The sequence below is a fragment of the Pseudomonas mandelii genome, from assembly GCF_006438925.1.
In the GTDB taxonomy this organism is placed as follows: Bacteria; Pseudomonadota; Gammaproteobacteria; order Pseudomonadales; family Pseudomonadaceae; genus Aquipseudomonas; species Aquipseudomonas mandelii_C.
Genome location: NZ_RCZA01000013.1, coordinates 254186 through 280698, shown reverse-complemented (window position 1 = coordinate 280698; position 26513 = coordinate 254186). Strand labels below are relative to the sequence as shown.

The 26513-nt window shown below is 55.9% G+C and carries 25 protein-coding genes and 4 pseudogenes; 14 read left to right on the top strand and 15 right to left on the bottom strand.

Annotation, left to right across the window (positions count from 1 at the left end):
• Window positions 1-2 precede the first annotated feature (2 nt).
• On the bottom strand, window positions 3-1199 hold the full coding sequence (locus EAH74_RS27260) for an alpha-hydroxy acid oxidase (RefSeq protein WP_140682537.1): 1197 nt from the start codon (window positions 1197-1199) through the stop codon (window positions 3-5).
• Between the two features lie 94 nt (window positions 1200-1293).
• On the bottom strand, window positions 1294-2823 hold the full coding sequence (gene hutH, locus EAH74_RS27255) for a histidine ammonia-lyase (RefSeq protein ID WP_140682534.1): 1530 nt from the start codon (window positions 2821-2823) through the stop codon (window positions 1294-1296).
• A 417-nt stretch (window positions 2824-3240) separates the two neighbouring features.
• Between hutH and EAH74_RS27250 the strand changes: the two genes are divergently transcribed.
• Both EAH74_RS27250 and EAH74_RS33470 read left to right on the top strand, forming a co-directional pair.
• Window positions 3241-4203, top strand: a complete 963-nt coding sequence (locus tag EAH74_RS27250) for an isopenicillin N synthase family dioxygenase (RefSeq protein WP_140682531.1) — start codon at window positions 3241-3243, stop codon at window positions 4201-4203.
• 141 nt (window positions 4204-4344) lie between these two features.
• Window positions 4345-4550: pseudogene (locus EAH74_RS33470) on the top strand (hypothetical protein); the annotation flags it as partial.
• Window positions 4551-5027: 477 nt separating this feature from the next.
• Here EAH74_RS33470 and EAH74_RS27240 read toward each other — a convergent pair.
• From EAH74_RS27240 to EAH74_RS27225, 4 genes are all read right to left on the bottom strand, one after another.
• On the bottom strand, window positions 5028-5675 hold the full coding sequence (locus tag EAH74_RS27240) for an ATP-binding cassette domain-containing protein (RefSeq protein WP_275671809.1): 648 nt from the start codon (window positions 5673-5675) through the stop codon (window positions 5028-5030).
• A 144-nt stretch (window positions 5676-5819) separates the two neighbouring features.
• The gene (locus EAH74_RS27235) at window positions 5820-6029 is read right to left on the bottom strand and encodes a DUF1214 domain-containing protein (RefSeq protein WP_275671808.1); all 210 of its coding nucleotides are present in this window, start codon (window positions 6027-6029) and stop codon (window positions 5820-5822) included.
• Window positions 6030-6099: 70 nt separating this feature from the next.
• Window positions 6100-7767, bottom strand: a complete 1668-nt coding sequence (locus EAH74_RS27230; RefSeq protein WP_140682524.1) for a DUF1254 domain-containing protein — start codon at window positions 7765-7767, stop codon at window positions 6100-6102.
• A gap of 36 nt (window positions 7768-7803) precedes the next feature.
• Window positions 7804-9420: a DUF1254 domain-containing protein gene (locus EAH74_RS27225; RefSeq protein WP_205012927.1), complete on the bottom strand. Its 1617-nt coding sequence runs from the start codon at window positions 9418-9420 to the stop codon at window positions 7804-7806.
• 359 nt (window positions 9421-9779) lie between these two features.
• On the opposite strand from EAH74_RS27225, the gene EAH74_RS27220 reads away from it, so the two are divergent.
• Entirely contained in the window at window positions 9780-11216 is a 1437-nt protein-coding gene (locus EAH74_RS27220; protein ID WP_140682521.1) for an IS1182 family transposase, read from the top strand.
• Between the two features lie 600 nt (window positions 11217-11816).
• On the opposite strand, the pseudogene EAH74_RS33465 reads toward EAH74_RS27220, so the two are convergent.
• Window positions 11817-12020: pseudogene (locus EAH74_RS33465) on the bottom strand (site-specific integrase); the annotation flags it as partial.
• Between the two features lie 507 nt (window positions 12021-12527).
• Between EAH74_RS33465 and EAH74_RS27210 the strand changes: the two are divergent.
• Window positions 12528-12893 (top strand): histone-like nucleoid-structuring protein, MvaT/MvaU family, encoded by a 366-nt coding sequence (locus EAH74_RS27210; RefSeq protein ID WP_140682518.1) that lies wholly within the window; start codon window positions 12528-12530, stop codon window positions 12891-12893.
• A gap of 116 nt (window positions 12894-13009) precedes the next feature.
• Here EAH74_RS27210 and EAH74_RS27205 read toward each other — a convergent pair whose 3' ends face one another.
• Complete coding sequence (locus EAH74_RS27205; RefSeq protein ID WP_140682515.1) at window positions 13010-13450, bottom strand: hypothetical protein; 441 nt, start codon at window positions 13448-13450, stop codon at window positions 13010-13012.
• Between the two features lie 83 nt (window positions 13451-13533).
• Here EAH74_RS27205 and EAH74_RS27200 point away from each other — a divergent pair.
• Window positions 13534-14265 (top strand): annotated as a pseudogene (locus EAH74_RS27200) (DUF2252 family protein); the annotation flags it as partial.
• 26 nt (window positions 14266-14291) lie between these two features.
• Here EAH74_RS27200 and EAH74_RS27195 read toward each other — a convergent pair.
• Entirely contained in the window at window positions 14292-14849 is a 558-nt protein-coding gene (locus EAH74_RS27195) for an ATP-dependent Clp protease proteolytic subunit (RefSeq protein WP_046817303.1), read from the bottom strand.
• A 264-nt stretch (window positions 14850-15113) separates the two neighbouring features.
• Between EAH74_RS27195 and EAH74_RS27190 the strand changes: the two genes are divergently transcribed.
• Window positions 15114-15545, top strand: coding sequence for a general stress protein (locus EAH74_RS27190; protein ID WP_140682512.1), 432 nt, complete (start codon window positions 15114-15116; stop codon window positions 15543-15545).
• A gap of 294 nt (window positions 15546-15839) precedes the next feature.
• Window positions 15840-16151 carry a hypothetical protein gene (locus EAH74_RS27185; protein ID WP_140682509.1) on the top strand — a complete coding sequence of 104 codons (312 nt, stop codon included), beginning with the start codon at window positions 15840-15842 and terminating at the stop codon, window positions 16149-16151.
• A gap of 122 nt (window positions 16152-16273) precedes the next feature.
• Here the strand turns inward: EAH74_RS27185 and EAH74_RS27180 are convergent, their stop codons facing one another.
• Entirely contained in the window at window positions 16274-16555 is a 282-nt protein-coding gene (locus tag EAH74_RS27180; protein ID WP_140682506.1) for a hypothetical protein, read from the bottom strand.
• Window positions 16556-17041: 486 nt separating this feature from the next.
• Here EAH74_RS27180 and EAH74_RS27175 point away from each other — a divergent pair, with 486 nt between their 5' ends.
• Window positions 17042-18418 carry a cytochrome ubiquinol oxidase subunit I gene (locus EAH74_RS27175; protein WP_140682502.1) on the top strand — a complete coding sequence of 459 codons (1377 nt, stop codon included), beginning with the start codon at window positions 17042-17044 and terminating at the stop codon, window positions 18416-18418.
• Between the two features lie 12 nt (window positions 18419-18430).
• Window positions 18431-19432 carry a cytochrome d ubiquinol oxidase subunit II gene (gene cydB / locus EAH74_RS27170; RefSeq protein WP_140682499.1) on the top strand — a complete coding sequence of 334 codons (1002 nt, stop codon included), beginning with the start codon at window positions 18431-18433 and terminating at the stop codon, window positions 19430-19432.
• Between the two features lie 10 nt (window positions 19433-19442).
• Here cydB and EAH74_RS27165 read toward each other — a convergent pair whose 3' ends face one another.
• Window positions 19443-19973 carry a cupin gene (locus EAH74_RS27165; RefSeq protein WP_140682496.1) on the bottom strand — a complete coding sequence of 177 codons (531 nt, stop codon included), beginning with the start codon at window positions 19971-19973 and terminating at the stop codon, window positions 19443-19445.
• A 37-nt stretch (window positions 19974-20010) separates the two neighbouring features.
• The gene (locus tag EAH74_RS27160; RefSeq protein WP_140682493.1) at window positions 20011-20268 is read right to left on the bottom strand and encodes a hypothetical protein; all 258 of its coding nucleotides are present in this window, start codon (window positions 20266-20268) and stop codon (window positions 20011-20013) included.
• Window positions 20269-20592: 324 nt separating this feature from the next.
• Between EAH74_RS27160 and tnpA the strand changes: the two genes are divergently transcribed.
• From tnpA to EAH74_RS27135, 4 genes are all read left to right on the top strand, one after another.
• A complete protein-coding gene (gene tnpA / locus EAH74_RS27155) occupies window positions 20593-20910 on the top strand; it encodes an IS66-like element accessory protein TnpA (protein WP_140682490.1) in 318 nt (105 codons plus the stop codon).
• Window positions 20907-21242: an IS66 family insertion sequence element accessory protein TnpB gene (tnpB, locus tag EAH74_RS33460; protein WP_140682487.1), complete on the top strand. Its 336-nt coding sequence runs from the start codon at window positions 20907-20909 to the stop codon at window positions 21240-21242. The genes tnpA and tnpB overlap by 4 nt, the downstream gene beginning before the upstream one ends.
• A gap of 61 nt (window positions 21243-21303) precedes the next feature.
• Window positions 21304-22908, top strand: coding sequence for an IS66 family transposase (tnpC, locus tag EAH74_RS27145; RefSeq protein WP_140682484.1), 1605 nt, complete (start codon window positions 21304-21306; stop codon window positions 22906-22908).
• A gap of 469 nt (window positions 22909-23377) precedes the next feature.
• The gene (locus EAH74_RS27135; protein WP_140682727.1) at window positions 23378-23614 is read left to right on the top strand and encodes a hypothetical protein; all 237 of its coding nucleotides are present in this window, start codon (window positions 23378-23380) and stop codon (window positions 23612-23614) included.
• 339 nt (window positions 23615-23953) lie between these two features.
• On the opposite strand, the gene EAH74_RS27130 is transcribed toward EAH74_RS27135, so the two are convergent.
• Window positions 23954-24397 (bottom strand): PRC-barrel domain-containing protein, encoded by a 444-nt coding sequence (locus EAH74_RS27130; RefSeq protein WP_140682478.1) that lies wholly within the window; start codon window positions 24395-24397, stop codon window positions 23954-23956.
• 665 nt (window positions 24398-25062) lie between these two features.
• On the opposite strand from EAH74_RS27130, the pseudogene EAH74_RS27125 reads away from it, so the two are divergent.
• A pseudogene (locus EAH74_RS27125) lies at window positions 25063-25200 on the top strand (carbon-nitrogen hydrolase); the annotation flags it as partial.
• Window positions 25201-25456: 256 nt separating this feature from the next.
• Here the strand turns inward: EAH74_RS27125 and EAH74_RS33650 are convergent.
• Together EAH74_RS33650 and EAH74_RS27120 are read right to left on the bottom strand one after the other, a co-directional pair.
• The gene (locus EAH74_RS33650) at window positions 25457-25579 is read right to left on the bottom strand and encodes a hypothetical protein (RefSeq protein ID WP_275671807.1); all 123 of its coding nucleotides are present in this window, start codon (window positions 25577-25579) and stop codon (window positions 25457-25459) included.
• A 132-nt stretch (window positions 25580-25711) separates the two neighbouring features.
• Window positions 25712-26437 (bottom strand): Crp/Fnr family transcriptional regulator, encoded by a 726-nt coding sequence (locus EAH74_RS27120; RefSeq protein ID WP_140682475.1) that lies wholly within the window; start codon window positions 26435-26437, stop codon window positions 25712-25714.
• Window positions 26438-26513: the final 76 nt, after the last annotated feature.

The window sequence follows — 26513 nt, the reverse complement described above, 5'->3', positions numbered from 1 at the left end:
GTTCAACTCACGGTGAAGGAAGTGGAAGACGTCGCGCACAGTTGACGACGGTCGAGCTGGTTCAGGTCCGGCGTGCCGAGTAATGACAGGGCTAAACGTAACTCTTGTGCGAGCAGGTCGAGGGCATGACGGGCACCTGCTTGTCCGCCAACAGCCACTCCATACAACGTAGCGCGCCCGAGCAAAATTGCATCGGCACCAAGGGCGCAGGCTTTGAGAATGTCGGTGCCGCGGCGCACGCCGCTGTCGAGCAGTAGCGTCAGCTTGCCTTTGGTCACGGCGGCAATCGCCGGCAGGCAGTCGATGCTGGCGGGAACGCCGTCCAGTTGCCGACCGCCGTGGTTACTCACCACCAGTCCATCGAGGCCCAGCGCAACAGCTTTCTCGGCATCGCCCGGGTGCAACACCCCTTTGAGCAGCAGTGTTTGTGGCCAGCGGTCGCGCAGTCGGGCGAGGGCATCCCAGTCGAGCCCGGTGTCCATCTGGCTGCCGATAAAATGGGCGGCACCTTCGATGTTGCGTTGCTCGGGTGGCAGATAGCGTTCGATGTTGCCCAGGTTCGGCAGGCCATGTGGCCACATTGCCTGAGCTATCCAGCGTGGATGACACAGCACGTCGAGCTTGTTGCGCAGGCTCAGTTGCCGGGGGCGAACAAAGTTGCGTTTGTCCCACTCCCGGTTGCCCAGCAGCACGGCATCGCTGGTCAACAACAAGGTCGTGCAGCCCACGGCGCTGGCGCGTAGCAACAGGTCTTCCTGGACCTTGGGATCACGCAGGCAATATAGCTGGAACCAGAGATTCACCTCAGGCACCGCCGCCACCACTTGCTCCAGTGAGCTGGTGGAAACGGTGCTCAGGGTGAAAGGCAGGCCGCGCTCCGTAGCGGCCCGGGCCAAGTGAATATCGGCATCGCGATAGAGCATGGCGTTGTAGCCGGTGGGACCGATGGCGATGGGCAGCGGCAACGCTCGACCAAACAGCGAGCGCTGGGGTTGCGTTACAGAACAGGGCACCAGGGTCTGCGGGAGCAGGGCGATTTCAGCGAAGCCTTGGCGGTTGCGGCGCAAGGTCAACTCTTCTTCCGCACCACCCTCCAGGTATTCCCAGGCGAAATGCGGCAAGCGTCGACGGGCCATCACTGCCAACTCGGCAATGCTCTGTGCTCGACGATAGTCCGGGCCTGAATAATAGCGGCGCATGGCACTTCCCATCGGCTACGAAAGAGTAGGTGTTCGCCGCAGCAACGCGGCGGCGAACGGATTTTGCTCAGGTTTACAGAGCGGGATGTACAAATCAGCCATACAGACGTTGGGCAGGCAACCAGCGAGTGAACGCAGCGTTCTCGACCCAGGCCCGTGCAGCGGCGATGTCCGGGGCGAAATAGCGGTCTTCATCGTAGTGCGCGACTTCACGGCGAATCATCGTCAGTACTTCGCCGAGCTTTTCCGAGGTCTGCAGCGGGGCATGCAAGTCCACGCCTTGAGCCGCCCCCAGCAGTTCGATGGCGACCACCGCGCTGCTGTTACCGGCCATGTCCAGCAAACGACGTGCCGCAAAGGTCGCCATCGAGACGTGGTCTTCCTGGTTGGCCGAAGTCGGCAGGCTATCGACTGACGCTGGATGCGCGAGGGTCTTGTTCTCCGAAGCGAGGGCGGCAGCGGTGACCTGAGCGATCATGAAGCCGGAGTTCAGACCGCCTTCGCGCACCAGAAAGGCCGGCAGCCCCGACAGTGCCGGATCAACCAGTTGGGCGATTCGCCGCTCGGACAGGGCACCAATTTCGGAAATGGCCAAGGCCAGCACATCGGCGGCCATGGCGACCGGCTCGGCGTGGAAGTTGCCACCGGAGAGCACGTCGCCATCGGCACAGAACACCAGCGGGTTATCCGAGACGGCGTTGGCTTCACGCAGAAACACCCCGGCGGCGAAACGCATGTGATCCAGGCACGCGCCCATGACCTGAGGCTGGCAGCGCAGCGAGTAAGGGTCCTGCACCCGGTCGCAATCGCGATGGGATTCGCGAATCTCGCTGGTGGCCAGCAGTTCGCGGTAGAACGACGCCACGTCGATTTGCCCCGGCTGCCCGCGAACCGCCTGGATCCGTGGGTCAAACGGCACGTCCGAGCCTTTCAACGCTTCAACACTCAGGCTGCCGGCGACTACCGCAGCGCTGAACAGTTTTTCGCAGGCGAACAGACCACGCAAGGCTAGCGCCGTCGAAACCTGGGTGCCATTGATCAGCGCCAGGCCTTCCTTCGGGCCCAGCACCATCGGTTCCAGACCGGCAATCGCCAGGCCTTCGAGGGCATCCATCTCACGGCCTTCATGACGCACCCGGCCGACGCCGATCAGCACTGCGGACATATGCGCCAACGGCGCCAGATCGCCCGAAGCGCCGACCGACCCTTGCGACGGTATGCACGGATAAACCCTGGCAGCATAGAGCTTGCTCAGGGTCTGAATGACTTCCCAGCGAATCCCGGAAAAACCACGGGCCAGGGAGCCGACCTTGAGCGCCATGATCAGGCCGACACTGGCGTCATCCAGTAACGGGCCGGTGCCCGTGCAGTGCGACAGCAGCAGGTTGCGTTGCAGCTTGGCCAACGACTCGGTGGGGATGGAGGTCCGTGCCAGCAGGCCGAACCCGGTGTTGATGCCGTACACCGTGTGCTGGTTGGCGATGATCTCGTCTACTGTACGAGTACTGGCATCGACGACGTCGCGTGCGGCCGGGTCCAGTTCGAAAGGGCTTTGCAACTGGTAAATGGCGCGCAATTGATCGAGGGTGAGTTGGCCGGGTTTGAGCTGCAGCGATGCGTACATTGAAAGTGTCCTGAGGTCAGGGTGGTGAGGAATAGGGTAGCTATATGCTCCTGTATATACAGGTAAGGCAAAATGCAGGCCAAAATCCCAACTCCGCTCGCCAACCAGCGTTCCAGACCCTGTTAATCCAAAACGAAAAAAGAATCACGGGTGTTTCTTTGTTCAGGCCTGTAACCAAAGGTTGCACCAAATGAGGTCTCTCCGCCCCCTGCTGGGGCGAAGGGAAACCGGCGGGTAACAGATTTATCGCGGTCTTGTGCTGTTATTAGAAAGTGCTATTCGCTTTAGCCCGAGGCTTGCTGGCGACTGCCTGTTTGGTCGGCACAGTAAATGCTTTGTCCTGTATATACCGGTTCGTCATTCGCTGGCGAAACCCGTTATCCCACCACTGCATGCACGATGCACCCAGGAGTGAACATGACCTCGAGCACCAATCTGCCCTTGATCGATATGTCCGGTGTCCGCGAAGGTGATCAGGCGAGTATTCGTCGAGCCGGAGACGCCATTCGAAAAGCCTGTAGCGAAACCGGCTTCTTCTACATCATCAATCACGGTGTACCGCAAACGGTGATAGACAGAGCCATGTCGGCTGCCGAGCAGTTCTTTGCCTTTCCGGTTGAGGTCAAACGCCAGGTGGCAGTGAACAACCGGCATCGAGGCTGGCATGCACTGGGTGGAGCGACCATGTATGAAGCCACCAAGCCCGATCACAAGGAATTCTTCAGTATCGGTCTGGAGCTGGCGGAGGATGATCCTTGCGTCCTTGCCGGTGAGGCCTTGCGAGGGCCGAATCAGTGGCCCACATTCATGCCCCAGCTGCGTGAGGCATTGGCTGAGTACTATGCGGAAATCGGCAAGGCTGGGGCTGATCTGTTGCGCGCGGTGGCGGTGGGATTGGGAATCGAGGAGGATTTTTTCACGGATAAATACACCAAGCCGCTGCAGCGCACGCAGATGGTCTATTACCCACCGCAGCCCTCCCAGGCTGAGGCCGACCAGTTCGGTGTGGCCCCGCACACCGATTACGGCTGCATTACCTTGCTCTATCAAGACAACAGCGGCGGCTTGCAGGTGCGCGAGCTGGGCTCCAATCGCTGGATCGAGGCCACGCCGATCCCGGGTAGTCTAGTAGTGAATGTCGGAGACCTGTTGGCGCATTGGTCCAATGATCGTTTTCGTTCAACCCTACACCGAGTGATCAACACTTCAGGTCATGAGCGCTACTCCATCGCGACCTTCTACGACCCGACCTATAGCGCTGGAGTCGATCCCTGCGATTTGGGTATCGACCCGGCGCAGAGCCTGTATCCGCCGGTGGCTGCGGGCGATTACATACTCAAACGTATCGATGACTCGATGGCCTACCGCAAAAAAAACTAGTGCCAAGCAGATGATTCAGCTGAGGATCCGGCAGGTAAGGAGGCGCGAAAACTGGCTCTACTACCGGGAACCTATCTTCGCTCGCATTGGATGCAAGCGTGCCGGTTTGTAGTCCCGTGCGACGAGCAGACCGTAAGTGGCGGGATCCAAGTCGGGCGCGCGACAGGCCCCGATACCATTGAGCTTCTTTATCAGGCTTAACTACGGATGGCGAGATTCTTGCCGGCTGGTCTCGTGGCACGGTAGGCGTTGATCTCGCAGGACGTACCACTCTGACCTTCGTATGGCGATGGTTGTCGGGCGCGACTGGAGGAGGGGAGTCTAGCTACGTCGAGCTTGCCGCATAGCGGCTAAGGTTTTTTATATTACAGTTTGAAGAACTTGCGCCGAGCATAAGCCATGCAGGCAATCTCGATGACACCAGTTCAAAGCTGGCCTTGTTGCCGCAATCGTCAATTGCCTATAGGTAGAATCCAATAGCGTGGCTTGGATTCACTCTTTTTTTGCTCTTGATACACCCTGAAAACAAGTCCAGAATCAAGTCTGTTCCTGCTTCATGAATGAAAGAAAACCCTTAGATTTCAATGGGTCGGACGCTAGATGCGAGTCTCGTTTCCCGCTCAAAATATAGAAAAAGCGCCACTCATTGAGTAGCGCTTTTTTTTGCGTGGAAAAAATCGGCTTCGGTTTCCACTGCAGAAAAAAATGGAGATGGGGCTGACCAATGACTTGCTCCAGCGGTAATCGTCCGCGCGCCTTCGCTCCTCGCCCGGTCTGAAGCGGACTGGCATAGTGCGCTCCAAGACGCGCACCATGGGCAATACTTACTCGGCACTTCTATCGTTATGGCTAGAGACGAATTGCCGAAAGCGTTCGGTGGGCAAGCCTTCGAATAGTTCCGTCGGCGTACCCTGCACATCGATCAGGCCGCCGTGCATGAACACCACCCGATTGGATACGTGGCGGGCAAAACCCATTTCGTGGGTGACCACCAGCATGGTGCGGCCTTCTTCGGCCAGGGAGCGCATCACGCGCAACACCTCGCCAACCAGTTCAGGATCAAGGGCCGAGGTCGGTTCGTCGAACAACATGACTTGTGGATTCATCGCCAGCGCGCGGGCGATAGCCACGCGCTGCTGCTGGCCACCGGACAGGTGCGCGGGGTAATAGTCGCGGCGATCGTACAGGCCGACCTTGTGCAATAGGGCCTCAGCTTCCTCGATACATTCGGCACGGGGGCGTTTGAGCACTCGCATTGGGCCTTCAATGACGTTTTGCAGCACGGTTTTCAGCTTTCTACGGAGCAACACTCGATAGAAGCGTTCGAGCCGATCCGCGATTTTTTCCAGCGTCGCCAGGCCCACAAGTTGAATGCGCGAGCGTCGTCGGTGCGTCTGGTAACGGAACGAGCCGAATCCTACCGCGACCATTGCATTTGTGTGAGTCGCCTTGGCTTTTTTGTAGGCACTCAATGACCGCTACTGGCCGATTACTGCCTATCGCGACCGGCTGAAAACGACCCAAACCGGCCTGTCGCGACCTGTAGAAAACGGCCAATAGCGATCATTCACCGCCAGAAACAACTGCGTCGCTAATTTCTGCTGGCGGTCAATTCATCACGAATGACGAAGCGGAGGCTGGGTCCACTTGCCATCCACGACTTCTTCTTTCGGCCAGTAAAGATGCATGGCCATCATGAACGGACCTTTCGGCGCAGGCAGCCAGTTGCTTACCTTGTCCTTGCCAGGGGATTCGTTCTGGATCAGCAAAGTCAGCCCGCCCTCAGCATCGCGCTTGAACTGCGGCAACATGGGTGAGTTGAGCAAGTAGCGAGTGCGGTGGTGAAGATCGTTTTTGTTTTCATGGTGGTGTCCTTTCGGTCATTGATTGGTTTGCTCACTTCACGAGTTCGATCTCAGTCGGCCGCCACTGCTTTGTGAAGAACGGTTCGAGCGGGCTGTAGAAGCGCAGGATCGTGCTCCAGCCTTTACCCGGAACGGTCTGTATCCAGTTGCCGTCGCTGACCTCTGCTGGCTTACTCGGGGCGAAGTACACGGTCGTGGAGCCATCGGAGTTCGCCACGGCGGCGGGCGTCGGATAACTCTGGCTGCCCGCGCGCGGGTAGCGCTGCGGCGTATCGAGCATCGAGCGGCTCTGATTGTCGTAGAGTGTCAGGGACCAGAACTTCTCCGCCGGGATCTTCGGCGGGAGCGTCATCTTGTAGGTCTTGCTCCCATCGAAGTAATCGCCCTTGGAATCCACAAACGCGGCGAGGTATTGCGAGCCGATGCCCGTCAGCCGCATAACCATCGCTGGGGTGATGCCGGTGGCGTAGAAGAAGAACCCCGTGCGCGCGTTGAGCATGCGATAACCGGTGGGCGGGTAGGGTGTGATGGTGCCGTCCGCGCTGACCTGTGGCGGCGGCGTTTCGAAGTTGTAACCGCCGGCAAAGAGCATGTTCGTCCAGGCGGAGCCGGGATAGTAAAACCATCCCTCGGATGGGCGCGCATTCCAGCCCAGGGTTCGGCCCGTGGCCGATCCGATGGCCGCCGCATCGGTCAGGATTTTCTTCATCCGCGTATCCGGATTGAAAGGCTTGCCCTTGACGATGCCGATTGCGGCCAGCGAACCCATGATCTCCGGATCGAAGGAACCCTCCGGCTCCTTCTGGACCAGATCATTGATCATTTCGAAGTAGCTGAAGTCGCTCGGCGGAATGGTGGTCATGACCTTGCCGCTGCCTTCGGTGAACTTCACCGGCGGCGGGGGCTTGAGGAAGGACCATTCCAGTTTGTGCTCCGGGGTGCGCAGCAGCGTGGCTTTACCTTCAAGTGCCGAGCCAATGCTCGTGCCGTAGCCGCCCGGTACATAAGGGTAGACCTTGAGCGTCCTCTTGATGAGTGCAACCGCAGGCTTGGGGTCATCGTTCTCGAGGAATGACCGGCCTAACATCGTCGCTCGGTTCGTGCGCAGCCTGTTCACGAAGTAACCGTTCTCCGGAAGTATGCCTTTGTAGTCAGGCGGCACCAGTAGATATCTCCCGCCCTCGCCTCGGTCGGGCCCTGGCAGTCCGATGTCGGTCACCCAGCGGAACCAGATGTCGTCGATGACGCCGAGTGACATCGGAGGCGTCTCGACCACCAGTGGTCCATTGGTGACATCCAGATTGACCCAGAAATAGATGGTGTCTGCATTGGCAGTTAGGAACAGGGACTTTGAGTCCATCAGCTCCGACCAGATCAGGGCAGTGTTGTCCGGAACGCCGGCCTCGTTGAAGCCTTTGAAGATGGCCGCCACCGACGCGCCTTGGTAAGCGTTCACGAACGCCTCGACGCCGTGCATCAGGTCGAGGTTGTCGTAGATCTTGGCGACGGTCTCTTTGCTCGGCGCGCCGTCTTTGAACTCGAGCGTGCCGAGACTCGTCTGGATCTGGTCGGGCGTGGTGATTGCCGGAGGGATTGCGGAGGATGTCTGGGCTGTAGCTTCACCCGCGACGATGATGACGGTGGCGACGAGCACGGCAGCCAACACCCCGTTAATGAAAGTGCGATTAGTTATTTTCATTGGTTGATTCCTTTCAGTGCGTCTTTGTTGAGCTGCCTATTTCACCACCTCGACCTCGCTCGGCCGCCAGGTCTTGGCGAAGAACGGTGGAAGCGGGCTGTAGAGCCGCAGCATCGGGAAATAGCCCTTACCCGGCATGGTCTGAATCCAGTTGCCCCGTTTGACACCCGTAGGCTGGGTGGGACTGAAGTAAACTGTCGTGGAGCCGTCGGTATCCGCTTCGGCGGCGGGGGACGGATAGCTCTGGCTGCCCGCACGCGGGTAGCGCTGCGGCGTGTCGAGCATCGAGCGCGTCATGGTGTCGTAGAGCGTCCACGACCAGAAATTCGCCTGCGGAATGTCCTTCGGCAGCGTCACCTTGTAGGTCTTGGCGCCGTCGAAGTACTGCTTGTCGGCATCGACCATCGTCCACAGGTAGGTCGAGCCGATGCCCGCCACGCGCATGGCCATCGCGGGCGTGATGCCGGTGACGCCGTAGAAGAAAGACGTTCGCGCGTCCAACTGGCGGTAGCCGGTGGGCGGGTAGGGCTTGACGCCCTCGGGCGTAATTTCCGGGACCGGCGTCTCGAACTCGTAGCCGGAGGAGAACAGCATGTTCTGCCAACCCGATCCGGGATAGTAGTACCAAGCTGGGTCGCGAGGCGCCGTAAACAGGGTGCGCGAGGTGGCATTGGCGAGCGCCACCGCCTCGGTGAGAATCTTCTTTATCCGCGCATCGGGATTGAACGGCTTGCCTTTGATGATGCCGATGGCGGCCACCGGTCCCATCAATTCCGGGTCGAGCGCAGTTGCAGGCTCCTGTTGCACCACCTCGTTAAGCATCTCGTAGTAGCTGAAATCGCTGGGTGGAATGGTGTTCATTACCTTGCCGCTGCCTTCGTGGAACACAGGCGGCGGCGGGGGGGTGATTTTGCCAAGTTTAGCTTTACCGCTCAGGAACTCGGCGATGCTCGTGCCCTCGCCACCCGCTTCATAGGGATAGATTCTGGTCGTCTTCTTGATCAATTCGACCGCGGGCTTCGGATCGTTTTTCTCCATGAACGAGCGGCCCAAGAGCAGCACGCGGTTGGTGCGGGAGCGAGCGATATAGAATCCGCCCTCGGGCAGCGGACCGTCATACCCCGGCGGCAGGATGAGGTATTTCCCGCCTTCGCCGCGGTCGGGTCCGGGCAAGCCGAAATCAATGATCCAACGCCACCAAATATCGTCGAAGGTGCCCAGCGCCTTGGGCGGTGTCTCGACCACCATCGGGCCCTTTGAGATGTCTATGAAGCTCCCGAAATAGACGGTATCGGCGTTGGTCGTCAGAAACAGCAACTTGGCATCCATCAGTTCGGACCAGATGATTACTTCGTTGTCTTTTACCGCGATGCTCAGAAAGCCCTTGCGGATGGCGGCCATGTTCACGCCCTGGTAGGTGTTCACAAACGCCTCGAACGCGCGCGTGAAGTCCAGATTGTCATAGACCTTGTCGATGGTCTGCTTGCTCGGCATGCCGTCCTTGAAGTCGAGCGCGCCGATGCGCGTCTCGACTTTGTCCGGTGTGCTGATCGACGTGGGAATAACGGGGCTCTCCTGCGCAGCAGTCAAGCTGGGTAGTGTCAGCACAATGCAGGCTGCAGGGACTGTCAGGAGCTGGATGAGTTGTTTCACAGTTTCATCTCCATCGTTATGGATAAAATCGTCCTCGCCACACTCGCGGCGATTTCACGCCAGCTCCTCGATCGCTACAACAACCAGCCATACAACTCTTGATAGCCCCTAAATGGGAGATGACGCCTTAAATTTTAGTGGACGCTGAAGGGAGTTATACGTTGAGGACAAAAAGTGCAGTCTGCTCGACCAGTTCGCGGCAGCAGATGAAGCATAGCCAATCATTTGTCATTGCTCGTTCCAACGACTGCTATTGGCCGATTTCTGTCTGTCGCCACCGTCAGCTTTGGGTCCAGGCTGTGTGAAAACTCCCGCAATTGTCTAATCTTCTGATCGTTGAGATCGTAGCGGGGGCGATCATGAAGCGATTTATTGAAGGTGAGGCTCGGACGCAAGTCACCTTGCTGCCGGAGTGTCTGGACGATTACGTAGCCGAAGAAAATCCAGTGCGCGTGGTCGATGTTTTCGTCGATGAACTCGACCTGGGCGCACTTGGTTTTGAGGGCGTCGATCCTGCCGCAACGGGTCGTCCGGCCTACCACCCAGCGGTGTTGCTGAAGATCTATATCTACGGCTACCTCAATCGGATTCAGTCCAGCCGCCGGCTTGAGCGTGAGGCCGAGCGCAACGTCGAGTTGATGTGGCTAACGGGGCGTTTGGCTCCGGACTTCAAAACCATTGCCGACTTTCGCAAGAACAACGGCAAAGCCATTCGCAACGTATGCCGCCAGTTCGTAGTTCTTTGCCGCAACCTCAATCTCTTCTCTCAGTCGATCATCGCCATCGACGGCAGCAAATTCAAAGCCGTCAATAATCGCGACCGCAACTTCACTCAGGGCAAGGTGAAGGTACGCATGCAGCAGATCGAGCAGAGCATTGATCGCTATCTGGCGGCGATGGATTCGGCGGATCGGGCAACGCCCGAAGTGGCCGAGACCAAAGCAGAGCGACTGAAAGAAAAGATAGAAACACTGAAAAAGCAGATGCAGAAACTCAAGGAAATCGAGGTGCAGCTCCACGACAGTCCAGACCAGCAGATCTCCCTCACAGACCCAGATGCACGCTCAATGGCTACGAGCGGCCGAGGCACCGGAACGGTTGGCTACAACGTACAAACAGCTGTCGACGACAAACACCACCTGATCATTGCCCATGAGGTGACCAACGTTGGTAATGATCGCGGGCAGCTGAGCAATATGGCGAACCAAGCGCGTGAAGAAATCGGGGCTGAATTGCTAACGGTGGTGGCTGATCGAGGCTATTACAAAGGTCTGGAAATCCTTGCTTGCGAGCAAGCCGGCATCACTACTTTCGTGCCGAAACCCCTGACATCGGGCAGCAAAGCCGAAGGCAGATTCGGCAAGCAGGATTTCATCTATCTTATTGCGTCGGACGAGTATCGATGCCCTGCGGGGCAGTTACTCACCAGGCGGCATTCGTCGATGGAAGACGGCATGTTATTGCATTGTTATTACTTCTCGGGCTGCCAGTCCTGCGCAATGCAAAAGCAATGTACGACGGGTAAGGAGCGCCGTGTGAAGCGCTGGGAACATGAGGCTGTAGTCGACGCGATGCAGGCTCGACTAGAGCATGATCCAGCGATGATGAGGGTTCGTCGACAGACCGTTGAACATCCTTTTGGAACGCTCAAGTTCTGGATGGGAAGTACCCACTTCCTGACCAAAACCCTGCCGAGGGTAAGCACTGAGATGAGCCTTCATGTGCTCGCCTACAACCTCAAACGAATGATGAGGATCTTCGGCATCACAGGACTGCTTGAGGCGATCAGGGCGTGAATCCAGCCGCTTGGCTCGCCCGTTCGTAATGCCGTTTGGGCCGCTGACGCGGCCCAAACGGCATTACGAACGTCTATGTAGCTGACATAGGTGATTCGCGCTTCCGTCCGCTGATTCCACAGGCAATCCTCGCGACTCACCGTTTTCGACGTATTTAGCGCGTTTTCACACAGCCTGGACCCAAAGCAGACGGTGGCGACGGGCAAAAATCGGCCAAAAGCAGTCTCTCAAAGCTTTCTAAATCTATGGCACTCTCCCTTAATTGCGCCCCATACCTGTTCAAACATTTTGCATTGCTACGCTGTTCCTTCCTATGGAGGAATCGCGATGCGAGAGCAGATCTGCTGCCTTCCCTACTGAGCTTAAGCGAGAGCATCCCGCCATGTCGTCACGCGTGACGCCGGCATGCCGATAACGCTGCGCTTGACCGCGTTGCCGCGCATTACTCAGGCTGCGGCACGCGCTATGAGCACACAATGGACGAAAATAGCGGGGCCAGAGATGAAGGGACCGCGCTTTCGGTTTTAATGTAGAGTTCGTCGTTTTTCTTTGAGGTTGTAGCCTGAACATCGGTGCTGCGAGGCTAGCTAAAACGTGCATCTATCTCTTCATTTTGAGACCTTTGACCGATTTGGCTCGCTGCTCATCAAGTGGGTTGTAGTAAGTGTTCTGCGTTGTACTCAGACTGTTATGCCGTAAATCTGCCTGCAGGTCCTTCATATCGCGCAGCGGTGCGTCGAATGTGGCAGCCGTGTGGCGGAGCCAGTGAAGTCATGCGGGGCGAAGCTGATCTATTTCATCCTCACGCAACTGCCACCACCAGAACGGTTCTCAGGTGGCAGCGCTTGGGGCGTCTCAAAGAGGCATCTTCGGGAATTCGCCCTGGCACTTCAAAGGCTGTTAGCGCCAAACCGGTGATTCAGTGATGTGATTAGCAGCTCAGGCTATACAAGACCGACAAACGACAGGATAACTAGGACGATCACAACTGCACCAACGATGTAGATGATATTGTTCATAAAAACGACCTCTCTATCTCAACAGGATCGGCGACACCAAGGTGTCTAATACAAATGACACCTTGGCTCCCAGTTCCGTTCCGCAAACTTGTTTCAGAGACGGCGCCATTGCACCAATGTTTCGTTGCGGTTTTACGAACCTTCTCTCATCGCCAAATGTTGATTGAGGGAAGTTTGCGCAAGTGCGAATCCCGTAATGGATGCGAATTAATGAGCAAAGTAAACACGCTTACTTCATGCAAATCGGAGTTTTTGGTGTAACGTTAGGAGACTAATCACATAGAGATTTCCCATGTCCAAGCTCGCCGAATTCCGTCAGCTCGAAAAACACCTAGCAGAGCAGCTCGAAGCTCTCGAAACGCTGAAAGGCGATGCTGGCCTGAAGAAAGAAATTGAATTTGAAACAAAGCTGCGCGCTTTGCTCGCCGAGTACGGCTATAGCCTGCTGAACGTGATCAACTTGCTTGACCCTAAGGCTGGTCGTCGCGCGCCAGCTTCTGAGCAAAAAGCCGGCAGCCGCAAGCCACGCCAAGTGAAGGTTTACAAAAATCCAGAATCTGGCGAAGTCGTGGAAACCAAAGGCGGCAACCACAAAACGCTGAAGGAATGGAAAGCGAAATACGGTTCCGACACTGTCGAGTCCTGGCTGGCCAAGTGAGCTTGGTTTGAGCACAAAAAGAGACCTTCGAGGGCTTTGTTTAGTTGACTCGGATGAGTGCTTTGGAGACGGAACAAGGGTAACTTTGAGTGCAGTGGGCCTGAAATCATTGAGCACTAACTACAAGTGAGACTGACTGCCTTTGCGGCGCGTTCGAGCTGTTGTTTAACATCGACGGGGATCCGCTGTTTCTTTAACCGTTGCTCGAGGAATGCTTGATCGCCTCGAGCGTCAACCTCAGCTTCAACAGCGGCGTCCTCCGCTTTTATGGCGGCAGCGTGACTTTCTATGACCGAATCAATATCAGCATCGCTATTAGCGCCTTCGAGAGCACTGATTAGTTTCGTCACTTCCTCTTCTTCAGCGTTAGCGTATGCCTCTACGGTCATCCCGGCAGCCAACGCTCGCGCTCGAATTTCCACTCCTTTTAGGGCGTACTTAGCTTCATTACACGACATGTCTTGATTCTGCTTTTCGACAGCTCTCCATTGGAGCAGTCCAAACGTCATCGTGCCGATTATCGCTAGGGTGATACCACTGATTAGGATCTGCTTCATGGCCACTCTCGAACGTCTGAGAAGGATCTTTCGATGGGAGTCCCTTTATTTCGATTCGACCAAATCAAAGCGTAGCACGGTGTCAATTTTACGAGTGGCTGCATAGTCAGTCAGGCAGGCGTCTTCCAGGTGGGCCCGCTGTTTGGATCTGCGGAGACTGTCTGCAGGTAACCTCGGGCCCACTGGTGATCTGAAGGGCCGAATCGACATACATATTCGTGACCTTGATCAGACCGTTATCGGCAATCCTGTGCACGACTTGGTCAGGTTGGCGTTGTCGTTGGCAACCGCAGCTCGAGGCTCGAGGCTCGGATTTGCCCGGCGTTGCGACTGCACGAATGCTTGAAGAAATGATGCGTGGGTATGAGCAGGCGTTCGAAGACGATGTAGCTGAAGAACCACCTCGACCTGTTCAAGTGAAGGCAGGTATGCGAAGTGCAGCGCAGAGGACGTGGAAACATCTGGCTCAGGAGCGCATTGAGGACACTCGGCCAACCATCCCGCTCGGAAAGCGTTTTTGGTCACTTTCGAGATCAGAACGTGACGCTCTTAAGATGCTTTGCTCCACACCTCAAATCCATGCGTTAGTGACCGCTCTTAAGGGCAGGTCAAAGGATGACAACGTCGAAATGCTCCACTCGGCGTACTGGGTAAAAGGCTGCAGTTCGCTTGGATTAAAGCGTTACGCGTTGCTGCTGGGGGTGGGTGATGAAGATGATCAGGAATTCTGCCTGCTCGATATCAAGGAAGCTGTCAGCGCTGCCGCGCCGCGAGCAGCCAAGGCGGCTATGCCAAGGGATAATGGTAAGCGGGTACGGATATATTGCGGAGCGGGCTAGGCTCAGCCACCGCTGACTTTCCAATGTTTGACATCATCAGCGAACATCATTTGCTTCATCTCATGAGCAATGCCATAGGCCAGGGATTCGTGTGCCGCGATGACTTTTTCTTCCGCTGAAAGGCAATGAAAAATATCGAGTTTGGTCTCTGCATCAGCAGTTTCGAGTGTGAAAATTTGCACGTAACGCGCGAGGTCATTGTCGAGGCTCGACAGGTATTCACGCAGACGCTGATGATCAACTGATTTTTGGCTGAAATACCAGTTCATCGGGTGAATCAGGAAGCGTGAGTGGGGCGAGGTGATACGTCGGCCTGCCGCCAAAAACATAATGATGCCCATTGATTCGATGTTGCCCGCGTTGATCGCGCATAGCGGTACCGGCAATGACTTAAGGAACGTGTAGAGGGTGAAGCCAAAGTTAGTGCTACCCCCGCTTGTAGAAAGATTGAGGAGCAAGGAGGTGGCGCCTTGATCGATGGCTTCGAGGCAACAGTCCCGGAAGCGCTCAGTCGTTCCCTGATCGATCTGGCAATGAAAATGCACGATGTGTTCAGTCATCGATTGACCTCCAGAGTGTGATGCGTGGAGGGCTCCTAGGAGTTATTAAGTCTAGTAAATATCGAACCTTTGGTATGAAAGCCGGCGTAAGGCTCCGTCGATGGACGGTGATACGCCGTCAGTCGAATGCGCGCATTTTCAATGGAACCAAATACCCTAATCCACTCGTCGCGAGCCCGATATCTTCATTCAAACTTTCTGTTTTGCGCGTCCTCCGAATTAGACGAGCCCATGCTCGTACTAATGATGTAGAGGTGTACAAAAATGGCCAATACAGGAAACAAAAATCCAGGCAATTTTTCTAATGACCGTGACAAGGCCTCTGAAGCCGGTAAAAAAGGTGGAGAAGCCTCTGGCGGAAATTTTGCCAACGATCCACAACGCGAGACTGAAGCAGGCCAAAAAGGTGGTCAAGCTTCCGGCGGACAACAATCCCGAGAGAGCGATCGCATGTCTGGAGGCGGGCAGGGTACGAATCGCGGAGGCGAATTTGCCGACGATAAAGAAAACATGTCCAAACCAGGCCAAAAAGGTGGCCAGGCCGCAGGCGGACAACAGGCCAACAAGGCTGATCAATCGTCCAGCGGTGGGCAAGGAAGCGGACGCGGCAGCAACCTTGCCGATGACCGCGATAAATCCTCTGATATGGGACGCAAGGATGGTGGGATGAGCGGAGGTGGAGGCCGCAAACCCTGATGCCGTCTGACACCATCAAGCCCCGAGTCTTTCGGGGCTTGATTTCGATATTGCCGGCCAATACTAAGATCCGAGCCTTGGCTCACAAACCCAGCAACGAATATGTTTGGGGGGGCGAGTAATATTGTAGAGGCGAGTGCCGATCGCCAGGATTTTAAGAATCGCTCTACCGCTTTCGAAGGGATTGGCCCCAAGACCATTGAAATTTTCACCCGAGAGGCGACACAAGTGATCCTATGAACAGGCATCTGCCTTGTTCACGAAACGACCTCCTAAGATGTCGAGGTTATCCAAATGCACCTGATCGAGATTTTTTTGCCGCTCAACACGAACGATGGCACGCCTCAGCCCGTCGAGCTTTTTCGCCGTGTACGGGAGCAGTTGGCCGAACAGTTTGGAGGAGTGACGGCGTTCACTCGCAATCCGGCGAAAGGTATCTCGTTACTGGAAGGCAACGAAAGATCAGAGGACGACATCATCGTTTATGAGGTCATGGTTGAAGCTGTTGATCGGCTTTGGTGGCAAAGCTACAAACGCGATCTTGAAGAGCGTTTTCACCAGGAAAAAATCCTGATTCGTGCTGCCGCTGTGAAAATCATTAGCTAACTCTCACCATTAGAGCGTGGCGTGTGTTGTTCTTTCTAGTAATCCAAACGACGTTTTAAAAAAGAAAAACAAAAAACCGGCTTCGGGGGCCAGGAATACCCTATATTGGGGGAGACTGAGGCCTATAAGGCGGCCATGATCATCATCAGGTTCACATGCTGCATCAACTCCGTGATCACCGCTAGGCTTCCTGTTTGTATAAGCACCAGGAACATCACATGAATTGGTGCTAGAGCACCCAGAAGATCAATATCCTGATTGACGTGATCCGCAAAGCCCATCGCTATGACCATTGCCGATGTGGCTACTGCTCCTAACGCTAACGCTGCCATCACTATCGCAGGTGCTGCTAATACAGCCATAGGAAGAGCCACTGCCGCTTCCAACGCCATAATCATCTCCATTCTCGTTTCCGCGTCTACCTGAAAAAGCAAGGCGTATGCCAATAGTTGAAGTCTCGGCGAGAACATTGACTCGTGGAAATTTTACGAGCGGAATGAGGTAAGTTCAGCAGGGAAAGCTATTGTCTATTTGTTAACCTTGCCAGCTGCAGCCCAATCAGCTCGTCCCTGAAGTGGCTGGCAGGGCGGACTCTCTGTTTATCGTTTTGCATCGTATGATCTAAAAACATGAACACATATCGTGAGGGAAGCATTAAAACCAGTCGCCCATTTTTGGCCGATGCCTCCCGAATGATTCTACCTGCCCAGAGAGGAAGATTTCGACTCTTTGACTTTCGGAATCATTGACGCCCAAGAGAGTCAACCGACCAATACCGCATCGGACATGTACCATGCCTCTTCCCGCCAACACCTTCGGCTATCTTCCTAGCCATCGCTCGCTGCTAATAGCTGATTCCTACGCTCATTGGCTAACGGTGCGTGTTCAGCATGGACGCGGTTGATTCTGCGCTGATGGCGGCGCGTGCCCAGTTCGCGATCACCATCAGTTTTCATATCGTGCTGGCGGCCTTCACCATCGGCTTGGCCAACTTTCTGGTGGTGCTCGAAGCACTGTGGCTTTGGCGCGGGCGAAGGATCTACCTGGACGTCTACCTTTACTGGCTAAAAGTGTTTGCCCTCAACGTTGCGGTAGGCACTGCCTCGGGTCTGATTCTGGAATACCAGTTCGGGCTAAATTGGTCGCGGCTTTCGACGCAGGCAGGAGATATTCTCGGCCCATTGATGTTCTACGAAGTGCAGGCGGCATTTTTCCTGGAAGCTGGTTTTCTTGGCATCATGTTATTCGGATTGAAAAAAGTTGGCCCTCGTCTGCATTTCTTTGCTACCTGCGCGGTAGCCCTCGGATCGCTGATCAGCGCGTTCTGGATTTTGTCGGCCAATTCCTGGATGCAGACACCCGCCGGTTACTCCATTGGCACCGATGGCCGCTTCATTGCCGAAAACTGGTGGGCAATCATTTTCAATCCGTCGTTCCCATACCGGTTTGTGCATATGACGTTGGCCACGCTGATCGGCAGCGCCACGCTGGTGGCAGGTGTCAGCGCCTGGCAGCTGTTACGTGAGCCCGAGAACCCGCGAGCCCGGCTTGCATACTCCATGGCGCTGTGGGTGCTTGTGTTGCTCATACCTGTGCAAATCGTGGTGGGAGATCTGCATGGTGAGCACAGCCTGGAAGTACAGCCACAAAAGGTCGCCGCCATCGAAGGCTCCTGGACGCGACCGGCGGAAGGTGCAGGGGAGCCGTTGCGCTTATTCGCCCTTCCAGACATGACTGAGCGGCGCAACCATTGGGAAGTGGCGATTCCGCGCATCGCGTCGCTGTACTTGCGGCATGACTTGAGTAGCACCATCGCCGCCCTGGACGAATTCCCGCCGCAGGACATACCGCCTGTGCCAGCGGTGTTCTTCGCTTTTCGTTTGATGGTCGGCCTGGGCTTGTTGATGCTGGGGCAGGGCCTGATCAGCGTGGTGTTGCGCTGGCGTCACCGCTTGTACACCGCGCGCTGGATGCTCCGAGGCAGTGTGTTGATGGCCCCGGCAGGATTTCTGGCGATGTTGAGCGGCTGGGTGGTGACCGAGGTCGGACGCCAACCCTTCACCGTTTATGGATTGCTGCGCACGGCTGACAGCCTGTCTTCGGTGTCTCGACGGCAGGTAGTAGGGGCGACGTGGACAATACTGTCGATTTATCTGGTGATCTTCGGCGTGGGTCTATGGGTGCTGTTGCGACTACTGCGTGAGCCTCCTCACGAGGGCGAGCCCGGGCCGCAACCTACTCTGGCTGACGAGACGGGTAAACCTTGAGGGAATACATCCATGTTGGAGAATGACTGGATAGTCCTGCTGTCCGCTGCGGCCCTGGCGTTCTCGGTATTGAACTACGTGCTGTTGGACGGCACTGATCTGGGTGTCGGGGTGCTGATGGGGCTGACTCGTTGCGGCAAGGATCGTCGGGCCATGGCCGTGACCATCTTGCCGATCTGGGACGCCAATGAAACCTGGCTCGTGCTGGGAGGCGGTGGTCTGCTGGCGTTGTTTCCGCTGGCTTACGCCACCTTGCTGCCGGCGCTTTATCTGCCGTTTATCGCGATGTTTTTGGCGTTGATTCTTCGCGCGGTAGCGCTGGAATTTCGAGACTACTCGCCCAGCTATCGTATCAAGCGCATGGTCGATGGCTTGCTACTGGTCGGTTCGCTGCTAGCCGGGGCAACTCAGGGGATTGTGTTGGGCACGCTTGTAGAAGGCTTGCCTAATCAGGGCGGTCAGTACAGCGGGGACGGCTGGGAGTGGTCAGGTCTGTTTCCGTTGTATTGTGGTGCGGTGCTCGTGTCGGGCTACACGTGGTTGGGCGCCTGCTGGCTGTATTGGCGCACTGTCGAAGATCTGCAACGGCGATCAGGTCGACAGGCGAGGGTGCTGGCCATCGTAACCCTGGTGCTTCTGGCCGTGTTGGTTATCTGGACAGCGACACTGGACACTCAATATGCGTATCGGCTTTCCAATCTTCTTGTCTGGCTGCCGGCCGCAACACTGCTCATTGCACTGCTGATCGGCTTCATTTTGGGTTTTCGAAGCCGCCGGCAGTATCTGCCGCTGTTCGCAGCATTGGGGATCTTCGTTTTGGCGTTCGCATTGATGATCGCAGCGCTATATCCGTTGATTGTCCCGCCGCACCTGACCTTGCAAGCTGCCGCCTCCAGTCCGAACAGTCAGGTTTTCATGTTGGTCGGTTTCGCGGTGCTGATACCGGTGACGCTCATCTACAACACCTATGGCTTCAGAGTTTTCAGCGGAAAGGTTCGTGCCGCTTGTGATTGACCGCAGCCTTTCAACACTGGCCAACCCAATACTGGTGTACGGCGCCCTGCAAGCCTTGCACCGGGTCTTGCTCGGGAAACGGCAGTGTGTCGATGCTTGCCAGTTGGGCCTTGGTTGGCGCCTCGCGGCAGATATCGGCATGCTGACCCGGCGGATAAGCACCGACGACCAGAAAGTCTTCGCTGGAGTCTAAATTGCAATGGCCGGTGCCGGCAGGCAGTAGCAATACGTCGCCTGAACTGACTTCAAGTACATGGCCATCCGGGCCGCCCAGCATCAACCGGGCCTGGCCGCTGGCGATGCCAAGCACTTCATGACCTTCGGTATGGTAGTGATGGTAGCTATAAACCCCGTATCGCCATTGCGGCGGCCAGCCATTGGCGCTAAAGATTTTTTCGAACAGCGCAGCTGGGTCGCTGCCTTGAACAGCAATCGCGTTGGGGTAAACGAGCACCGGCAGGCGCGGGTTGTTGGGAACCCATTCGTTGCGTTCAAACATCAGGATTTGAACGGTAGCTGTCACAGCATGCGATTTGCTCATTAAAGGATCTCCGAAACCTGGCTACGGCAATGGATTTTCATACATCGATCTGCAACTCCAAATCAGCGTTCTCCACTTTGCGCGCGTGAGGCACCGTGCCGTTCAAGCGCTCACCTGAAGAAAGGTTAATGGTCAAGCAATGAGCCTTGTGTAGGTCATCTGGCACTGGCGATAGCACCTGCACCTGAAAGGCACCGGGTGTAATGGGAGTGATGAGTACGTCGCAATCAACAGTTTTAGCGATAGGGCCGAGAAGGGTGTCGTTTAAGTCATTCAAACGTGCGCGGCCTGCCATGGCAATCTCCATTAACGTCAGGGATTTAAGGCGTAGTTTCTGTGCTCACCTATGCGCTAGACGGTAGCCATGACAGGAGAGTTCAACGCCATGAACTGACGGCTCCCAGACGTGCAAGTGCAGGCATACATACCGAGGCGTATCTATAGCTCCTTGATGACCAATCTCGGGTCTGCAGTTGAGCTAAAAGCTGACGGATAAGTCATGATAGTCGCCTGCACTTGGTAAGGGGCCGGCGAACACACCTTCCGAACTCCAGCATTAAGGGCGATGGTGTCCGCGTATTTTTAAGCGGACGCGATAGCCCTTAACGTCAGGATTTCCATGCGCCAACGAAGCTCTTATCCGAAACCCTTCAAGGCCCAGGTTGTTCAGGAATGCCTGCAACCGGGCGCAACCCTATCTAGCGTTGCCATCAGCCACGGCATCAACGCCAACGTTATCCGCAAGTGGCTACCACTTTACCGAGACCAGCCGCCAGCGGCGTTGCCGGCTTTTGTTCCGTTGAGAGCTACGCCCAAACGGCAGGCGGAAGCGTTGGCGATTATTGAGCTGCCGCTTGGCGAGCAATCGATCACAGTGAAATGGCCAACTTCCGATCCTGAAGGCTGCGCCCGCTTTGTCCGTGGACTCGCGCAATGATTCGCGTCGATGCCATCTGGCTCGCCACCGAGCCCATGGATATGCGTGCCGGCACTGAAACTGCGCTGGCCAGGGTGATTGCGGTGTTCGGTGCGGCGAAGCCGCACTGCGCTTATCTGTTCGCGAACCGCCGCGCCACTCGTATGAAAGTGCTGGTGCATGACGGGATTGGCGTCTGGCTGGCTGCTCGCAGGTTGAATCAAGGCAAGTTTCACTGGCCAGGCATTCGACAAGGCTGCGAGATGGAGCTGGATACTGAGCAACTTCAGGCCTTGGTGCTCGGCCTACCTTGGCAACGCGTTGGGGCTGGCGGTGCAATCACACTGCTTTAACACCCGCCATTAGCCCATTGGTCTATCGCCGCGAACGGCCTGCTCTGGCAAAGTTCGCGGCATGACGTCCTCACCCAACCTCGACCAAATGTCCCCCGACCAACTGCGTGCCCTCGCGGCGCAGTTGCTGTCGCAGGTTGATTCTCTCGGGCTGCAAGTCGACAGGATGGGCAAGAAGAACGATCGCGACCAAACCATCATCGAGCAACTCACCCACGAAATCGCCTGGTTCAAACGGAACAAGTTTGCCAAGCGCAGTGAACAATTGAGCCCTGCTCAAGGCAGCCTGCTCGACGACCTGCTCGACACCGACATCGCGGCCATTGAAGCCGAGCTGAAGGCGTTGAATCCGCCGGCTGCGCCAGCCGAGCCACGCAAGCAGCCAAAGCGTGTTCCTTTGCCTGCGCAGTTTCCGCGCACCGTGATTTATCACGAACCAGACAACACCCAATGCGCCTGCGGCTGCCAGCTCCAGCGGATCGGCGAGGACGTCAGCGAGAAGCTGGATTACACGCCGGGCATGTTCAGCGTGGAGCAGCATGTGCGCGGGAAATGGGTCTGCCGCGAGTGTGAAACGCTGACTCAGGCACCGGTTCCGGCCCAGGTAATCGACAAGGGCATCCCGACCGCAGGGCTGCTGGCTCACGTGATGGTGGCCAAATTCGCCGACCATTTGCCGCTGTATCGCCAAGAGAAAATCTTTGGCCGCGCCGGCCTGGCTATCGCCCGCTCGACACTGGCGCAATGGGTTGGCCAAACCGGTGTACAGCTCCAGCCCTTGGTCGATGCGCTGCGCGAAACAGTGCTTGCTCAAGGCGTGATCCACGCTGACGAAACGCCGGTGCAGATGCTCGCACCGGGCGAGAGGAAAACCCACCGTGCTTACGTCTGGGCCTACTGCACCACGCCTTTTTCGGCACTCAAAGCTGTGCTTTACGACTTCAGCCCAAGCCGTGCGGGCGAACATGCACGCAACTTTCTTGGCCAGTGGAATGGCAAGCTGGTTTGCGACGATTTCGCCGGCTACAAAGCAAGCTTCCAACAAGGCATCACCGAAATCGGCTGCATGGCCCACGCCCGCCGCAAGTTTTTCGATCTGCACGCGACGAACAAAAGCCAACTGGCCGAGCAGGCGCTGCACTCAATTGGCGGGTTGTACGAAATTGAACGGCAAGCGCGGGAGATGACCGTTGAAGATCGCTGGCGAATACGGCAGGAAAAAACGGCGCCCGTTATCGACGCACTGCATACCTGGATGATGGCCCAGCGCGACCTTGTGCCCGAAGGGTCGGCTATCGCCAAAGCTCTTGATTACAGCCTTAAGCGCTGGACTGCACTGACTCGATATCTCGAAGACGGCGCTGTACCCATCGATAACAACGCGGTCGAAAATCAGAGAAGGCCGTGGGCACTTGGACGCTCGAATTGGTTGTTCGCAGGTTCGCTGCGCAGTGGCAAACGGGCGGCGGCGATCATGAGTTTGATCCAATCGGCGCGGCTCAACGGGCATGATCCGTATGCTTATCTGAAAGACGTTCTGACGCGCTTGCCGACGCAGCGGGCGAGTGAAATCGAAGAGCTTCTACCTCATAAGTGGAGCGAATCACACTCGGACTGGATTGGTGAGCGCTACGTCTCGAATAGGGCCATTCCAAGCGATGGGTGAGAGTAGGAATACTACGATAAGGAAAGCTACCTGGGACAGGTAGAACGGCTCCAGCCACTGCTGCTTCAATGCGACGTAAAAAGTGTTATGAGTTACGTCGACCAAAATAATCGCTACCGTAAGCACGATTCCGGCTCTTGGTTTGATGAAAAGTAGCAGTGCTGCAAGCGGGTCAAAAAACGTAAGCGCCCCCCAGAAAATACGGCTAGCCAAGTAAGCGCTAGGCCCGTATCCGTAGTCCCAGAGCAATCCATGCGAAACGTCTGCACGGATGTGATTAGCGGTTGCGATGAAAAGGCAGCATGCGAACAAAATTCTGACGGCGAATGACAATCTTGGCATAGCGTTATCTACATTCGTGATCTACGCCCTGCATGATAGCGGGATCGATCAACGGCGCCAGCAGTTGCAATGGGAAGGTGTGATCGCTGAACGCTTACTGCACTTGTCCCATTACAAGGATCTCACCATGTGCAACTACACCCTGGAATACTTGTTCAACGGCGAACCCCGCACACACATATTTGAACTCAAGCAGCCTCAGCTGCCCTTACATGAGGCGACGATGCACCTGCTACAGCTGCATTTTGGGGATGGGGAGAACAGCCTGATCATGCCCACTGCGGACGCGACGCCGGAGGAGATTTTAGAGCAGGCTGAGCTGGTGGGGCTGACGCAGATTAAGGTCGTCGATCAATCCAGTTGATGCCAGGTGCAGCGGCCAGCAAAGAGCGCCTCGGCATATAGGGCTGCTTTTGGCCGTTCTCTGCCTCATACCTAGCAGTTATAGCTACCCAGTTTGGCTGTTCTGATGTGAGCGAATTCAGACGCCGCACTGCGGGTACGATGCGGCTGGGACTTAGCCTTGGATTCGATGGCGGTCAGCAGAATCCACCCTTAAACCCTTGTTGCTTCGACAAACCTTTTTTCACCGCAATGCGCGCCTTAGGGTTTGGCACCCCCAACGACCAATTTTAACATGTCGTTGTTTGCTCGGCGCGCATCACTCTTCGTTTCGGATATGGACATTAGCTTTGTCGATACTTTATCTCCGAATAGTATCGTAATCGTAGGGTTTAGTTCCATAGAAAGAATGGATTTCTGTTGCCCAAGACTCGTCGGCCATATTAGGCCAATTGTCCTTGTCAAAACCTGGTGCATTTTCCAAGCGTTCTTTCTCTATGTTTAGTACGAAGCGCTTATTTACTGTATCGAGTGTCAATGCATTCCAAGGTACCGCAAACAGTTTTTCTCCCATGCTAAGAAAGCCACCAAAAGATAGAACAGCATAACTTACTCTACCGCTGCGAACATCCAGCATGATTTCCTTAATATCTCCCAAGTCTTCTTCATTATGGTTATAAACATCATTTCCAATGAGCGTGTCTGCCCCCATCAGGTCGGGGCCAGGCCCCTGTTCCTCAGAGCCGGCATCTCGTAGGAGGTTGGTTTTGTACATGCCATAGGTATCGCGATCTTCGTAGTTCATTACTATCTCCTATCAGCAATCGTCAATCAATCAGAAAAATGTACCCACCGCCTTGATGGCTGTATTAGTGGGAGTCACCCGCTTTCGAAAAGTTGAATTTTTTTTCTGCATGACGACGAATGGTAAGTTGGAGTAAAAAGTCAACCAACTTTTAATTAGTGCGCTATCCATGGGTGATGCTTGTCTTTATTTTGGGCATTAACCAGACCGATATCATAGATACGTGGATGAAGCGATTTCTCATTATGGCAACTGGTTTGCATATGACTTCATAAATATGACGATTAAGTTTGGGTCGCTTATTTGAATGATAGTTAATATAGGGGAAAGTCCAGCAAATCTGGAGCAGGACATAAAATTGGCAGGTGAATGTCTGCTTTTGGCCGTTTTCTGCCCGTCGCGAGGGGCAGAAAACGACCCACAGCAGCCATTCCTAATATGGACGTAGAGTCCAGCAGGGCGACTGAACCAATCAGAAACTGGGGCGATCCCCCGTCTGGATTAGCGGGCGCTCACTTAATTCCGACCCCATCCTGCAATGTCGCTCTCACATCACTACTCATTCGTGGTTAACCCTGGGGGTAATTACGTGTCGCTCTACCGCGCTCCATACTCTGGCCAACCCTGGCTGGTTGGGCACCTACTTAACTGTGCAAGGAACAGAGATGAAGATTGAATTGGTGCAACTGGCTGGCCGTGACGGTGATGTCGTTCACAACCTCGGGCGTACCTTGGAGGCCATCGCTACCTGCGCGGCTGACACGGATCTGTTGATCTTCCCGGAAACCCACCTGACGGGATTTGTCGATGCCAGCGGTCGCGAACAGCAACGGCGAACTCGCAATGAGCATCGCCTTCGTACGCCCCGTAACGCGCGGTACCGATTTCAATGAGCTGGCTGCCTTCGTATGCCAGAGCTATGTAAGCCATGCGATTGGCAGATTAATGTCCGTGAGCTGGTAGTGGGGTTCTACCAGATTGCTGAACGAGGCTAAAAAAAGATAAAAATGCGGTTTGCCTTTGCCCAGCTCGCTGAAAAAGGCCAGGTTCCGGCCTCGATCAGACTCTGCCAACTCTCGAATCAGGGGGAGTGCCATCCGCCAAGGATTCCACCCAGTATTCGCCGGCCAGCCCATCGGTTTCATCCTTGAAACGTGTGGTGATGCTTGCGTCATAAGACATGCGATGAACTCCGGCTCATTTATGGGACTGCTCCTTCACCCTAGTCTTATGCGCGGTTAGCGGGAGCAATATCCGCTCGTTTAAAGGTTTAAGGGACAGCCAGTATTGCCGCCGGCAATCCATTCGAAAGCATCACTCGTCCTGACGACGAGTGTACTGCAATAGCCGATCGGTTTCGGTCTTGACCACCAGGTAGCACTCGCAGCTGAGCCGTTCAAGGCGCGCTCTATCTAGAACCGTGATCTGGCCCCGGCTGTACTCGATGACGCCTTGACGCTGCAGTTTGCCCGCCGCTTCCGTGACGCCTTCGCGGCGCACGCCCAGCATGTTAGCGATTAGCTCCTGGGTCATGTTTAGGCGATTGCCGTGCAGGCGATCCAGCGACAACAGCAGCCATCGACACAATTGCTGATCGATCGAATGGTGGCGATTGCACAAGGCGGTCTGTGACATCTGAGTGATCAGCGCCTGGGTGTAACGCAGCATCAGCAGGAGCAGATCGCCATGACGGTTGAACTCTTTCTTGAGTTTTTGCCCCGGCAGGCGAAATGCACCACCGGCACTTTGCACCACTGCCCGACTGGAGGTGCTTTCGCCGCCCATGAACAGCGCAATGCCGATCAAACCCTCGTTTCCGACCACGGCGATTTCTGCTGACGAGCCGTTTTCCGTGACATGCAGCAGGGAAACGATGGCGTCGGTCGGGAAGTAAACATGCCGCAAGGTGTCCCCCGGCTCATACAGCACATCGCCCAGCGCCAGACTGACCTGCTCCAGGTGCGGAACAAGGCGCTGGAGGTCGACGGCCGGGAGCGCCGCCAGCAAATGATTGTGGCTTGGATCGGGGGAGGCATGCATGACAGAGCATCCTTGGCGGAACAGGGGCGTGCCCGCTCAGGGTACTCCCATGCACGCCATGGCTGGTGATCAATGT